We start from the raw sequence: 13,353 nt of genomic DNA, 5'->3' as shown, positions 1-13,353 counted from the left end.
GGGCCGGTCCTCGCACCTCGAGGACCGGCCCGACGCGGTTGGTAGCGTCTATCCCCGTGCTCTCCCCCGACTCACCCCGTGCCCGCCGCACGCTCGTGCTCGGTGGCGCCCGGTCCGGCAAGTCGGCGCACGCCGAGGGCCTGCTCGACGGTCTCACCCCCGAGGCCCCGGTCCGATACGTGGCCACCGCGCGCCGCTATCCGGACGACCGCGACTGGGACGCCCGGATCGACCAGCACCGCCGGCGCCGACCCACATCGTGGTCGACGGTCGAGACCGGGCACGACGGCAGCCTCGTCGATCTGTTGTCGGCGCCCGGCCCGCATCCCCCGACCCTCGTCGACGACCTGGGCACCTGGATCACCGGTGAACTCGACGACGCCGACGCCTGGGACGCGCCACGCGGCACGATCGCGGCACGCACGGACGGACTCGTCGGCGCGGTGGCGTCGTATCCGGGCCGGTTGCTGCTGGTGAGTCCCGAGGTGGGCATGGGCGTGATCCCGGAGCATCGCTCGGGCCGGTTGTTCCGCGACGAGATCGGCGCCCTCAACTCCCGCCTGGCCGACGTGTGCGACGACGTAATCCTCGTGGTCGCGGGCATCCCCCTGACCCTCAAATGATCCGTGCAGACACGAAAGGCCTAGCGTGACAAGCGAACCCGTGAGTCCGTCCGCTCCCTTCTTCGAGCCACTCACTCCGCCGGACGCGGATGCGCGGGAGCAGGCCATGACTCGCCAGTCGATGCTGACCAAGCCGACCGGCGCGCTCGGCCGACTCGAGGAACTGTCGGTGTGGGCCGCGGCCTGCCAGGGTATCTGCCCGCCGCGGATCTTTGCCCGCCCCCGCGTCGTCGTGTTCGCAGGCGACCACGGCATCGCGCGCAACGGCGTCTCGGCGTACCCGCCCGAGGTGACCGCGCAGATGGTCGCCAACATCCAGGGCGGCGGCGCGGCGGTGAACGTGCTCGCGGACGTGATGGGTGCGAGCGTCCGCGTCGTCGACATGGCGGTCGACGTCGAGACCGATCCGGTGGTGTCGGCCTTCAAGATCCGTCGCTCGTCGGGGTCGATCGATCGGGAAGACGCGCTCACCCATGAGGAGACGCTACGTGCCGTCGCGGCCGGACGGGCGATCGCCGACGAGGAGATCGACTCCGGCGCGGACCTGCTCATCGCGGGCGAGATGGGCATCGGGAATACCACTCCCGCAACCGTTCTCATTGCCGCCCTGACCGACACCGAGCCCGTCGCCGCGGTGGGCCGCGGCACCGGCATCGACGATGCCGGATGGATGCGCAAGACCGCCGCGATCCGCGACGCCCTGCGCCGGGCCCGCCCCCATATCCGCGACGCGGTGGGACTGCTCCGTACCGTGTCGGGCGCCGACCTGGCGGCCATGGCAGGCTTCCTGGCCCAGGCGTCCGCGCGGAAGACACCGGTGATCGTCGACGGTCTCGTCGTCACCGCATCCGCACTCGTCGCCGAGGAACTCGCGCCGGGCGCGCGCGAGTGGTGGGTGGCCGGTCATCGCTCCACCGAACCGGCGCATTCCATCGCGCTGCGACACCTGGGCCTCGACCCGATCCTCGGGCTCGACATGCGCCTGGGCGAGGGTTCGGGAGCCGTTGCGGCTCTGCCGATCCTGCAGGGCGCGGTCGCGACACTCGCGCACATGGCGACCTTCGATTCTGCGGGCGTGAGCAACAACACCGAGCCCGAGTCGGACGCCGAACCCGCACCGGAAACGGACTGATCGTGCGCGCCGCGGTCACCGGCCTGTCGCTGGCATTGTCCTGGCTGACGGTCCTACCGGTCCGCGGCCCGCAGGACATCGGCCGCACCGAGGGCCGCCGGGCCATCGGCGCGGCGCCCGTGGTCGGCGCGCTGCTCGGGGCCGCCGCGCCCGGAGCGCTCTGGGTGCTGCTGTGGGCCGGTCTCGATCCGGCGCTGGCCGGTCTGCTGACCGTCGGCGCCCTGGCGCTGTCGACCCGTGGGATGCACATCGACGGTCTGGCCGACACCGCGGACGGCCTGGGATGTTACGGCGATCCGGAGCGGGCCCGGGAGGTGATGCGCAGCGGCGGTGCCGGGCCGTTCGGCGTTGCCGCCCTCGTCGTCACGATCGGCGTGCAGGCCCTCGCGTTCGGGTCGCTGGGCGCGAGCGGCGCGTGGATCGCGGTGGCCGTCGCCGTGGCGTCGGGCCGTATCGCGGCGGTCTTCGCGTGCCGCCGAGGCATTCCCGCGTCGAGTCCTCGCGGTTTCGGCGCTCTCGTCGCCGATTCGCAGCCGCCGTGGCTGGCCGCTCTGTGGGCGCTGGCTGCCGTCGCCGCTTCCCTGTGGGTGGTTCCCGGCAGGTGGTGGCAGGGGCCGGTGGTGATCGTCGTCGCCCTCCTCGGTGCGGCCCTCGTGGTCCGGCACTGTGTCCGCCGATTCGACGGCATCAACGGTGACGTGCTCGGCGCCGCGATCGAGTTCACCGTCGCGGCGACCGCGGTGGGGTTCCTGCTCGGCAACTGACCTGTGAACCACATCGGGCCCCCCGCCGAAGCGGAAGGCCCGATGTGGATTCGTCGGCGCGCTCAGCGCAGCTTGGTCATCCAGCCGTGCGTGTCGGCGAAGGTGCCGCGCTGGATTCCGGTGAGGGTGTCGCGCAGCGCCATCGTGATCTTGCCCGGCTCGCCGTCGGCGACGGTGAACTCGCCCTCGGCAGACTTGACGCGGCCGACCGGCGTGATGACAGCGGCGGTACCGCACGCGAACACCTCGGTGATCTCACCGGATGCGGCCTTCTCACGCCACTCGTCGGTGCTGATCTTGCGCTCCTCGACGGCGAAGCCGGCGTCGGTCGCGAGGGCCAGCAGCGAGTCGCGGGTAATGCCCGGCAGCAACGAACCGGACAGCGACGGCGTCACCAGGCGGGCGTCGGGACCCGAGCCGAAGACGAAGAACAGGTTCATCCCGCCCATCTCCTCGACGTACTTACGCTCGATCGCGTCGAGCCACACCACCTGGTCGCAGCCCTCGTCCGACGCTTGCGCCTGCGCGAGCAGCGACGCGGCGTAGTTGCCGGCGAACTTCGCGGCGCCGGTGCCGCCCGGTGCGGCGCGCACGTACTCGCGTGAGAGCCACACGCTCACGGGCTTGACACCACGCGGGAAGTACGCGCCGGCCGGGGACGCGATCAGCAGGTAGCGATATTCCTTGGCCGGGCGGACGCCCAGCCCGGCCTCGGTGGAGAACAGGAACGGCCGCAGGTAGAGCGAGTCCTCGCCGCCGGCGGCGGGAACCCACGCCTCGTCGACGTCGAGGAGCGCGTCGATCGAGCGGACGAACAGGTCGTCGGGCAGTTCCGGCATCGCGAGACGGCGGGCGGACTGCCGCAGACGCTCTGCGTTCGCGGTGAGGCGGAACGATGCGATGCCACCGCCCGGCTGGCGGTAGGCCTTGAGACCCTCGAAGATGGCCTGGCCGTAGTGCAACACCATCCCGGCCGGGTCGAGTTCGATCGGACCGTAGGGCAGCACCTCGGCGTCGTGCCAGCCGCGACCCTCGGTGTACATGATCGAGACCATGTGATCGGTGAAGAACCGACCGAACCCGGGCGCCTCCAGAATCTCACGCCGCGCCTCTTCGGTCGCGGGAGAAGGATGCTGGGTACGCGCGAATTCGAGGCCGTCTGTCATAAGCCGTGATCCTATCTAACGGAGTGTCGCCGCTTTTTCCCTGGTATCGAGCATTACTTGGTGTGGACCGGCACGAACGGCGGCGTGACGACCTCGCATCGGAGGCTACGCCCGCGCACGTCGACGGTGATCTCGTCGCCCGCCGCGACACCGGACGCCGTGTCCAGCAGCGCCAGAGCGATGCCGACCTTGAGGGTCGGCGAGAACGTGCCCGACGTGGTCTCGCCGATCGCGGCGCCCTCCTTCGACACGACCTGTCCCTGGCGCAGGACGCCACGGTCTAGTGCCTTGATGCCCCACATCCGCCGTGCCGGGCCGGTGGCCTTCTCCGCGGTGAGCGCGTCGCGGCCCCAGAAGCGCGGCTTGGCCCAGCCGATCGCCCAGCCGCAACGTGCCTGCAACGGCGAGATGTCGAGCCCGAGTTCGTGACCGTGCAGCGGGTAGCCGGCCTCGGTCCGGAGGGTGTCGCGGGCACCCAGTCCCGCAGCCTGGCCGCCCTGTGCGCGGACGGCGTCGAGCAGGGCCAGGAACAGCGCCTCGGAATCCGCCCATCGGGGCAGCAACTCGAAGCCGCGCTCGCCGGTGTAGCCGCTGCGGCAGACCCGGACCGGGACGCCGTTCCAGTCCATGTCCGCGAAGCCCATGTAGTCGATGTCCGCGATCTCGATGTCACCGCGAAGGCCCAGCGCCGCGAGAACGTCGGCGGACTTCGGTCCCTGCACCGCGAACACGGCGTACTCGCGGTGCAGGTCGGTGATCTCCACCCCGGCCGGTGCCGCGGCCTGCAGGCGGGCGACGACGTCGGCGGTGTTGGCCGCATTCGGCACGAGGAAGACCTCGTCGTCGGCGACGTAGTAGGCGATGAGGTCGTCGACCACCCCGCCACTCTCGGTGCAGCAGAGCGTGTACTGGGCCTGGCCCGGACCGATCTTGCCGAGGTCGGCCGTGAGGGTCGCGTTGACGAAGTCCGCAGCACCGGCACCCTTCACCAGAGCCTTGCCCAGGTGGCTCACATCGAACAGGCCGGCCGACTCACGCACGGCGGTGTGCTCGGCGACGGTGCCGGCGTACGAGACCGGCATCTCCCACCCACCGAACGGGGCGAAAGTGGCGCCGAGGTCGACGTGAACGGAATGGATGGGGCCCTGCAGCAGCTGCGCATCGCTCATGGGCGACAACGCTAGCGGACGTCGGCCGGGCCCCCGCACAGCATTCCGGGCACTAACATCGGAGTTCGGCAATCCCTTTTCCCCCTTTCCCACCGCAGGAGATGCCCGTGCCCGTTACCTCTTCCCCCATCCGCCCCCTGGGACCCGAACTGGCGCTCGCCGGTTCTCTCGGCAAGCGGGTCGACGTGCTCGTGATCGGTCTCACGACCGGATCCGACGGCCCCGAGGCGCTCGTCGGCGCCGGGGTGGGCGAGGCGGTGCTGGCGGGTCTGCTCGACGACCTGCAGGCCGTCGGCGCGACCGGCAAGGCGGAGGAACTCACCCGGGTCCCCGCGCCCGCCGCGCTGCCCGTGTCGAGCGTCCTCGCGGTCGGCCTCGGCGCCGCCGACAAGATCGACGCCGAGCAGGTCCGCAGGTCTGCAGGCGTCGCCGCACGCGCGCTGTCCGGTGTCGCGACCGCGGCCACCACGCTGTCCGGCGTGGACCTCGGCGCCGCTGCTGAGGGCTTCTACCTGGGCGCCTACACGTTCAGCGAGTTCAAGGCCAAGTCCGCGCCCGGCGCCGGCGCCCGCCCGCTGGCCCGCGTCGAACTGCTCGTCGAGTCGCCGCGCACGAAGGCGTCGAAGGACGCGTTGGCCCGCTCGTCGGCGATCGCCGAGTCCGTCGCCACCGCCCGTGAGCTGGTCAACACACCGCCGAGCCACCTGTTCCCGGCCGAGTTCGCGGCCCGCGCCAAGGCACTCGGCACCGCGGCCGGTCTCACCGTGAAGGTGCTCGACGAAAAGGCACTCGCGAAGGCCGGTTTCGGCGGCATCGTCGGCGTCGGCCAGGGCTCATCGCGGCCGCCGCGCCTGGTGCAGATGACGTACTCGTCCGGCAAGCGTCGCGGCGTCAAGAAGGTCGCGCTGGTCGGCAAGGGCGTCACTTTCGACACCGGCGGCATCTCGATCAAGCCGGCCGCCGGCATGGAGAATATGACCTCCGACATGGGCGGTGCCGCCGCGGTCGTCGCGACGGTCGTGCTCGCCGCCAAGCTCGGCCTGCCCGTCGATGTCACCGCGTGGGTTCCTATGGCCGAGAACATGCCCTCCTCCACGGCGCAGCGCCCGGGCGATGTGCTCACCCAGTACGGCGGCACCACCGTCGAGGTCATCAACACCGACGCCGAGGGCCGTCTGATCCTGGCCGACGCGATCGCGCGGGCCTGCGAGGACAAGCCCGACTACCTGATCGACACGGCGACGCTGACGGGTGCGCAGATGGTGGCGCTCGGCAACCGGACGCCCGGCGTCATGGGAACCGACGAGTTCCGCGACCGCGTCGCGGCACGCTCGCAGGACATCGGCGAGAACGCGTGGCCCATGCCACTGCCCGCCGAACTGCGCGGCGACCTCAACTCGCGAGTCGCGGACCTCGCGAACGTCACCCCCCACCGCTGGGGCGGCATGCTCGCGGCCGCGATCTTCCTGAAGGAGTTCGTCGCCGACGGCGTGCAGTGGGCGCACATCGACGTCGCGGGCCCGGCGTTCAACACCGGCGGCCCGTTCGGCTACACCGGCAAGGGCGGCACGGGTATCCCGGTCCGCACCATGATCTCCGTGCTCGAGGACATCGCCGCCAACGGCTGACCCACCGCGAACGCGGTGCACGTCCGAGGGATTACGGCCCCTCGGACGTGCACCGGTCACAGGTCGCGGTCGCGCTGCAACAACTCCCGCTGCAGTTCACGCTTGCGCTCGATCCGGCGCTTGTTGTCGTAGTCGCGCATGCGCTGCGGATACCCGGTCTTGTGGACGTCGTAGACGGGGATCTTCAGGTCCTGGCCGAGCCTGCGGGCACCGCGCTCGCCGCCGACTTTGCGCCGCGTCCACTCGCCGTCGTACGCAACGAGCACCACGGTCAGTTCGGTCACGGTGGTCTGGGGTTCGATGTAGCCCTCGACGCCCCGGTGCGAACGCGCCCAGTCCGCCAGGTGGCGCGCGTCGGATTCGGCCGCCGTCGAACCCGACGACCCCCGGCGCGTGAATCGATCGAACAACCCCACGTGAACTCTCCTCCCTGTACATCGCGGACCGCTCCGCAACGATCTGTCCGATTTTGCCAGCAGACAGCGCTGACGACGAGGAAATTCGCATGACGCGCCCCTCGCACGACACGCTCTGGGCATCAATGAAAGGATGGGCGGAGCGCGTCGCACGACGGTTCCGAAGCGCCCCACACCACCGGAGTGAGGCGCCTCGGAATCGTCGTACCCAGCCGCGCGACCCGTGCATCTCGAGCACAATGGTTTTCGACCACAAGTCGACAAAACTCAACAACCCGAACACAACCTTCGAGGAGTCAAACGAAATGGCCTTCTCCGTCCAGATGCCAGCCCTGGGTGAGTCCGTCACCGAGGGAACTGTCACGCGGTGGCTCAAGCAGGAAGGGGACACGGTCGAGGTTGACGAGCCTTTGCTCGAAGTCTCCACCGACAAAGTCGATACCGAGATCCCTTCCCCCGTGGCCGGCGTCCTGACCAAGATCGTGGCTCAGGAGGACGACACCGTCGAGATCGGTGGAGAGCTCGCCGTCATCGGTGACGCCGGAGAGGCTCCCGCTCCCGCAGATGCTCCCGCCGCCGAGCCCGCTGCCGAGCCCGCTGCCGAGTCGGCTCCCGAGCCTGCCGCTGCGCCGGCTCCCGCCGCCGCTGCGCCCGCCACCGGTTCCGCGTCCGGCACCCCGGTCACGATGCCCGAGCTCGGCGAATCCGTCACCGAGGGCACCGTCACCCGCTGGCTCAAGGCCGTCGGTGACGAGGTCGCCGTGGACGAGCCGCTGCTCGAGGTCTCCACCGACAAGGTCGACACCGAGATCCCGTCGCCCGTCGCCGGCACTCTCCTCGAGATCAGCGCGCAAGAAGACGACACCGTCGACGTCGGCGGCCAGCTCGCCGTCATCGGCTCCGGCGCTCCTGCTGCCGCGGCGCCTGCTGCACCGGCTCCCGCACCCGCTGCACCGGCTCCCGCACCCGCGGCTCCGGCTCCCGCACCCGCACCCGCTGCACCGGCTCCCGCCGCCGCTCCGGCCCCCGCCGCCGCTCCGGCTCCGGCTCCGGCTGCTGCACCGGCTGCGCCTGCCGCCGCACCGTCGGGTGACGCCGCACCGTACGTGACTCCGCTGGTGCGCAAGCTCGCCGCGGACAACAACGTCGACCTGTCGAAGGTCGCCGGCACCGGTGTCGGTGGACGCATCCGCAAGCAGGACGTCCTCGCCGCCGCAGACGCTGCGAAGGCCCCGGCAGCCGCACCGGCCGCCGCTGCACCCGCGGCTGCCGCACCGGCTCCCGCCGCCACCGCCGGCGTGCGCCCCGAGCTGGCCCACCTGCGTGGCACCACGCAGAAGGTCAACCGGATCCGCCAGATCACGGCCGTCAAGACCCGTGAGTCGCTGCAGAGCACCGCGCAGCTGACCCAGACCTTCGAGGTCGACGTCACCAGGATCGCGGCACTGCGCGCACAGGCGAAGGCCGACTTCGCCGAGCGTGAGGGCGTCAACCTGACGTTCCTGCCGTTCTTCGCGAAGGCCGTCGTCGAGGCGCTCAAGGTTCACCCCAACGTGAACGCGAGCTACAACGAGGGCGCCAAGGAGATCACCTACCACGCTGCCGAGCACCTGGGCATCGCGGTCGACACCGAGCAGGGTCTGCTCTCGCCGGTGATCCACAACGCAGGCGACCTGTCGCTGGCCGGCCTCGCCCGCGCGATCGCCGACATCGCCAAGCGCGCCCGCACCGGTGGCCTCAAGCCGGACGAGCTGTCCGGTGGCACCTTCACCATCACCAACATCGGCAGCCAGGGTGCGTTGTTCGACACCCCGATCCTGGTTCCGCCGCAGGCGGCGATGCTGGGTACCGGCGCTATCGTCAAGCGCCCGGTCGTGGTCCAGGACGAGAACGGCAACGAGTCCATCGGCGTCCGCTCGATGTGCTACCTGCCGCTCACCTACGATCACCGCCTGGTCGACGGTGCGGATGCGGGTCGCTTCCTGACCACCATCAAGCAGCGCCTCGAGGATGCGTCGTTCGAGGCCGATCTGGGCCTCTAGGGGTCCCGCGGATCGCGAACGCGACACGAATGACCGCCGACGGGCACCACTTCCACGAGAAGTGGTGCCCGTCGGCGTATCCGGAGAAGTCGTCGAAGGAGGACAGCACATGCGGATCGTCGTCGCCGGATCGTCCGGCCTGATCGGGAACGAGCTCGTCACATCGTTGCGAGGCGATGGCCACGAGGTGACCCGACTGGTGCGCAGACAGCCCACGAAGGCCGACGAGTCCCAATGGGATCCCGGCCGCGGACAGATCGACGACGCGGTGCTGCGCGGCGTGGGCGCGGTCATCAATCTGTGTGGCGCCGGGATCGGCGACAAGCGCTGGTCGGGCGCGTACAAGCAGGCGCTGCGCGACAGTCGCCTCACCACGACCGACGTCCTCGCCCACGCGGTCGCCGAGGCGGGCGTCCCGGTGCTCGTCAACGGCAGCGCGGTCGGCTTCTACGGCGACACCGGTGATCGGATCGTCGACGAGCAATCGCCCTCCGGTGCGGGATTTCTTTCCGCGCTGTGCCGGGACTGGGAAGCTGCGACCACGCCGGCGAGCAAGGCGGGGGCGCGCGTCGTGTCGCTGCGCACCGCGACCGTGCTGTCGCCGACCGGCGGCATGCTGGGCAAGTTGCGTCCGCTGTTCTCGCTCGGTCTCGGTGGGCGTCTGGGCAGCGGACGTCAGTATCTGTCGTGGATCTCCCTACCCGACGAGGTGGCCGCGATCGAGTTCGCACTCACCCACGACGACGTGAGCGGGCCGGTCGACCTCTGTGCGCCCGAACCGGTCACCAACGCCCACTTCACCTCCGCGATGGGCCGCGCCCTGCACCGGCCGACGCCGTGGATCGTCCCGGGGTTCGCGGTGAAGGCGCTGATCGGCGAGTTCGCCGAGGAGGCCGTCCTCACTGGCCAGCGCGCCGTCCCGAAGGTGCTGACCGACGCCGGTTTCCAGTTCCGGCACCGCACTGTCGAGGACGCCCTCTCCTACGCGATCACGCGCTGACCGATCGCCGGACCGACAGCGCGAGGAGCACTGCCGAGCCAGGCGTAACGTCTCCGATCATGAGCAGCGTTTTCCCGGCGGCCACCGGATCGGCCCGGTTCGGCACCGAGCCGATGGTCGTCGAACATCTCGGCCGCATCGACTACATGGAGGCGTGGGATCGCCAGCGTGTCCTCGCCACCGCGCGTGCCGACGACGAGGGCGCGGACACGCTGCTGCTGCTCGAGCATCCCGCCGTCTACACCGCGGGCCGACGCACCGCCCCCGAGGACCGCCCCGTCGACGGCACTCCTGTGATCGACGTCGACCGCGGCGGAAAGATCACCTGGCACGGCCCCGGTCAGCTGGTCGGCTACCCGATCGTCAAGCTCGCCGAGCCGGTCGATGTCGTCGGCTACGTCCGACGCATCGAGCAGGCACTCATCACGGTGTGCACGGAGCTGGGCCTGGTGTGTGGGCGGGTCGAGGGCCGGTCGGGGGTGTGGCTGCCGGCCGCGCTGGTCGACGGCAACTGGTTGCCCGAACGCAAGGTTGCCGCTATCGGTGTGCGGGTGCAGCGCGGCGTGACGATGCACGGGTTCTCGCTCAACTGCAATGCCGCACTGGACGGATTCGACAACATCGTGCCGTGCGGAATCAAGGACGCCGGGGTGACGACGCTGTCACGCGAACTCGGGCGCGACGTGAGCATCGACGACGTCGTCCCCGCGGTGGTCGCCGCGGTGCAGGCCGCGCTCGCGGGTGCGCTGCCGGTGGCGGCCCACGACATCGAACGCGTGACGTTCGACACCGCCGTGGCGGCCCCCGAGTTCACGACCGTGCGGTTCGGCTGAGGCCCGCCCAGGCCGGAGCGACGGTTCGGTCAGGCGTACCATCGGGTGCGTGACTGTCGCCCCAGAAGGACGGAAGCTTCTCCGCATCGAGACCCGAAACGCGGAAACGCCGATCGAACGCAAGCCCAATTGGATTCGGACCCGCGCGAAGATGGGGCCCGAGTACACCGAACTCAAGGGTTTGGTGAAAAACGAAGGCCTGCACACGGTCTGCGAGGAAGCGGGCTGCCCCAACATCTACGAATGCTGGGAAGACCGCGAGGCCACGTTCCTCATCGGTGGTGAACAGTGCACGCGCCGTTGCGATTTCTGCCAGATCGACACCGGCAAGCCGTCCGCGCTCGATCGTGACGAGCCGCGCCGAGTCGCCGAGAGCGTCAAGTCGATGGGGCTGCGCTACTCGACCATCACCGGTGTCGCCCGCGACGACCTGCCCGACGGCGGCGCCTGGCTGTACGCGGAGACGGTCCGGCAGATCCACGCGATGAACCCGGGCACCGGCGTCGAGAACCTGGTCCCCGACTTCAACGGCAAGCCGGACCTGCTGGCCGAGGTGTTCGAGTCCCGCCCCGAGGTGCTCGCGCACAACCTCGAGACCGTGCCGCGCATCTTCAAGAGGATCCGTCCGGCGTTCCGGTACGAGCGGTCGCTGAGCGTCATCACCGCCGCCCGCGAGTTCGGCCTGGTGACAAAGTCCAACCTCATCCTCGGCATGGGCGAGACCCCCGAGGAGGTGCAGCAGGCGATGGTCGACCTCCACGAGGCAGGCTGCGACATCATCACCATCACGCAGTACCTCCGCCCGTCGCCGCGACACCATCCGGTAGAGCGCTGGGTCAAGCCGGAGGAATTCGTCGAACACTCGAAGGCCGCCGAGGAGATCGGTTTCGCCGGCGTCATGGCCGGTCCGCTGGTGCGCTCGTCGTACCGCGCCGGACGTCTCTACGCGCAGGCGATGGCACGTCACGGCCGCGCCCTCCCGGAGGGTCAGGCCCATCTCGCCGAGGGTGGCAGCGCCTCCCAGGAGGCCAGCTCGGTACTCGAGCGCCTCGCCGCCCGCGCCTGACGTGATCGACCGCCTCACCGCGCGCGCGATAGTGCGCGGTGAGGGTCGTATCCTGTGAGGTATGGCGAACGGCAGTAAGTCCGGTAAAGCGGGCAAACCCAGCAAGGAAGCGAAGGCTGCGGCGAAGGCGGCACGCAAGCAGGCGTCCAAGGAGCGCCGGACTCAGCTCTGGCAGGCGTTCCAGATGCAGCGCAAGGAAGACAACCTGCTGCTGCCGCTGATGATCGGCGTGCTGGTCGCAAGCGCGGTCGTGTTCTTCCTGGTAGGCCTCATCTTCGGCATCCAGTGGTTCCTGCTGCCGATCGGCATCCTCATCGGCGTGCTGCTGGCCTTCATCATCTTCGGCAAGCGCGTCCAGAAGACGGTGTACGGCAAGGCCGAGGGTCAGGCCGGAGCCGCCGCGTGGGCGCTCGAGAACATGCAGGGCGCGTGGCGTGTGAAGAACGCCGTCACCGGCACCACCCAACTCGACGCCGTCCACCGCGTGATCGGCCGCCCCGGCATCATCCTGGTTGCCGAGGGCTCACCGCAGCGCGTCAAGGGACTGCTCGCGCAGGAGAAGAAGAAGACCGCCCGCCTGGTGGGCGACACGCCGATCTACGACATCGTCGTCGGCAACGACGAGGGACAGGTCCCGCTCTCGCAGCTGGTCAAGTACCTCAACAAGCTGCCCCGCAACATCGACACCAAGCGGATGGACTCCATCGAGTCCCGTCTCGCGGCGATCGGCGGCCGGACCGGAACAGCGATGCCGAAGGGCCCGCTGCCTCCCGGCGCGAAGATGAAGGGCATGCAGCGCACCATCCGCCGCCGCTGACCCTCCCCCTGCCCAAAGCCGAATGTCACATCGGTTCAGCTGGACTGAATCGATGTGACATTCGGCGTTCACGGGTTCGTTCCACGGGCTTCGGTGACCGGTCAGCGGGTGCGTACCAGCGCTGTGCCGGTGGCGCGATCGTGCATGCCGCGACCGTCGACGTCGGTGATGACGGCCGGCGCGATGAATACGATCAGCGCCTGACGGGCCAGGGCGCGCAGGAACCCGACGGGGACCGGTCCGTCGATGCGGGCCACCTGGAGTCCCACCGCGTACTGCCCCGGAGTGAACGAGAACAGCGTGACGCAGGCGACGCCGACGACGAACCACGCCGCGAGCGTGTAGGTCGAGACGTACGAGTCCCACGGTGCCTGCTGCAGGAACAGCATGACGACGCCCGCGGACATGAACCAGTCGATCACGATGGCCCCGATGCGACGACCGGTGGTCGCCAGCGATCCGGGGCCGTCGGCCGGAAGCCCGAGCAGTTCGCCTCGGTACGCCTGCGCTTCGGTCTGGTCCTTCGGCAGCGCCGCGGACGGTCCGGAAAGCCAGGAACCCATCATTCGTGCCATGCCGTCCAGGATAGGCGTCGACGTGCGGCAACCGACCGGCCGGAGCGGCCACCGTGCCGTTCGTCACACTCCCGAAACCGCGAAGACCGGTGGGAATGGTCACACTCACCGCGCGTACGCGC

13 protein-coding genes are annotated in these 13,353 nt (G+C 69.9%); 9 read left to right on the top strand and 4 right to left on the bottom strand.

Annotated elements, in window-relative coordinates; all coding sequences use genetic code 11:
- The first annotated feature begins 56 nt into the window (after nucleotides 1-56).
- The 3 genes from C8K36_RS05855 to C8K36_RS05845 are packed head-to-tail and all read left to right on the top strand — an operon-like array spanning nucleotide 57 to nucleotide 2,519.
- The gene (locus tag C8K36_RS05855; protein ID WP_107983402.1) at nucleotides 57-623 is read left to right on the top strand and encodes a bifunctional adenosylcobinamide kinase/adenosylcobinamide-phosphate guanylyltransferase; all 567 of its coding nucleotides are present in this window, start codon (nucleotides 57-59) and stop codon (nucleotides 621-623) included.
- A 25-nt stretch (nucleotides 624-648) separates the two neighbouring features.
- Nucleotides 649-1,755, top strand: coding sequence for a nicotinate-nucleotide--dimethylbenzimidazole phosphoribosyltransferase (cobT, locus tag C8K36_RS05850; protein WP_107983401.1), 1,107 nt, complete (start codon nucleotides 649-651; stop codon nucleotides 1,753-1,755).
- A gap of 2 nt (nucleotides 1,756-1,757) precedes the next feature.
- Entirely contained in the window at nucleotides 1,758-2,519 is a 762-nt protein-coding gene (locus tag C8K36_RS05845; protein WP_107983400.1) for an adenosylcobinamide-GDP ribazoletransferase, read from the top strand.
- Nucleotides 2,520-2,581: 62 nt separating this feature from the next.
- Here the strand turns inward: C8K36_RS05845 and C8K36_RS05840 are convergent, their stop codons facing one another.
- Together C8K36_RS05840 and gcvT are read right to left on the bottom strand one after the other, a co-directional pair.
- Nucleotides 2,582-3,685, bottom strand: a complete 1,104-nt coding sequence (locus C8K36_RS05840; RefSeq protein ID WP_107983399.1) for a branched-chain amino acid aminotransferase — start codon at nucleotides 3,683-3,685, stop codon at nucleotides 2,582-2,584.
- A gap of 53 nt (nucleotides 3,686-3,738) precedes the next feature.
- Nucleotides 3,739-4,854: a glycine cleavage system aminomethyltransferase GcvT gene (gene gcvT, locus C8K36_RS05835; RefSeq protein WP_107983398.1), complete on the bottom strand. Its 1,116-nt coding sequence runs from the start codon at nucleotides 4,852-4,854 to the stop codon at nucleotides 3,739-3,741.
- 101 nt (nucleotides 4,855-4,955) lie between these two features.
- Between gcvT and C8K36_RS05830 the strand changes: the two genes are divergently transcribed.
- Nucleotides 4,956-6,482 carry a leucyl aminopeptidase gene (locus C8K36_RS05830; RefSeq protein ID WP_107983397.1) on the top strand — a complete coding sequence of 509 codons (1,527 nt, stop codon included), beginning with the start codon at nucleotides 4,956-4,958 and terminating at the stop codon, nucleotides 6,480-6,482.
- 56 nt (nucleotides 6,483-6,538) lie between these two features.
- On the opposite strand, the gene C8K36_RS05825 is transcribed toward C8K36_RS05830, so the two are convergent.
- Nucleotides 6,539-6,898, bottom strand: coding sequence for an oxidoreductase (locus tag C8K36_RS05825; protein ID WP_107983396.1), 360 nt, complete (start codon nucleotides 6,896-6,898; stop codon nucleotides 6,539-6,541).
- A 305-nt stretch (nucleotides 6,899-7,203) separates the two neighbouring features.
- On the opposite strand from C8K36_RS05825, the gene sucB reads away from it, so the two are divergent.
- From sucB to C8K36_RS05800, 5 genes are all read left to right on the top strand, one after another.
- Nucleotides 7,204-8,940, top strand: a complete 1,737-nt coding sequence (gene sucB, locus C8K36_RS05820) for a 2-oxoglutarate dehydrogenase, E2 component, dihydrolipoamide succinyltransferase (protein WP_107983798.1) — start codon at nucleotides 7,204-7,206, stop codon at nucleotides 8,938-8,940.
- 109 nt (nucleotides 8,941-9,049) lie between these two features.
- The gene (locus tag C8K36_RS05815; RefSeq protein ID WP_107983395.1) at nucleotides 9,050-9,940 is read left to right on the top strand and encodes a TIGR01777 family oxidoreductase; all 891 of its coding nucleotides are present in this window, start codon (nucleotides 9,050-9,052) and stop codon (nucleotides 9,938-9,940) included.
- A 59-nt stretch (nucleotides 9,941-9,999) separates the two neighbouring features.
- Nucleotides 10,000-10,773 (top strand): lipoyl(octanoyl) transferase LipB, encoded by a 774-nt coding sequence (gene lipB / locus C8K36_RS05810; protein ID WP_107983394.1) that lies wholly within the window; start codon nucleotides 10,000-10,002, stop codon nucleotides 10,771-10,773.
- Between the two features lie 49 nt (nucleotides 10,774-10,822).
- Nucleotides 10,823-11,839: a lipoyl synthase gene (gene lipA, locus C8K36_RS05805; protein WP_107983393.1), complete on the top strand. Its 1,017-nt coding sequence runs from the start codon at nucleotides 10,823-10,825 to the stop codon at nucleotides 11,837-11,839.
- A 61-nt stretch (nucleotides 11,840-11,900) separates the two neighbouring features.
- Complete coding sequence (locus C8K36_RS05800) at nucleotides 11,901-12,656, top strand: DUF4191 domain-containing protein (protein ID WP_107983392.1); 756 nt, start codon at nucleotides 11,901-11,903, stop codon at nucleotides 12,654-12,656.
- Nucleotides 12,657-12,757: 101 nt separating this feature from the next.
- Here C8K36_RS05800 and C8K36_RS05795 read toward each other — a convergent pair whose 3' ends face one another.
- Entirely contained in the window at nucleotides 12,758-13,231 is a 474-nt protein-coding gene (locus tag C8K36_RS05795) for an RDD family protein (protein ID WP_107983391.1), read from the bottom strand.
- Nucleotides 13,232-13,353: the final 122 nt, after the last annotated feature.

The organism is Rhodococcus sp. OK519, from assembly GCF_003051005.1.
Lineage (GTDB): Bacteria > Actinomycetota > Actinomycetes > Mycobacteriales > Mycobacteriaceae > Prescottella.
Note: the sequence above shows the minus strand (reverse complement) of the source record. Positions and strands in the feature narration are given on the sequence as shown.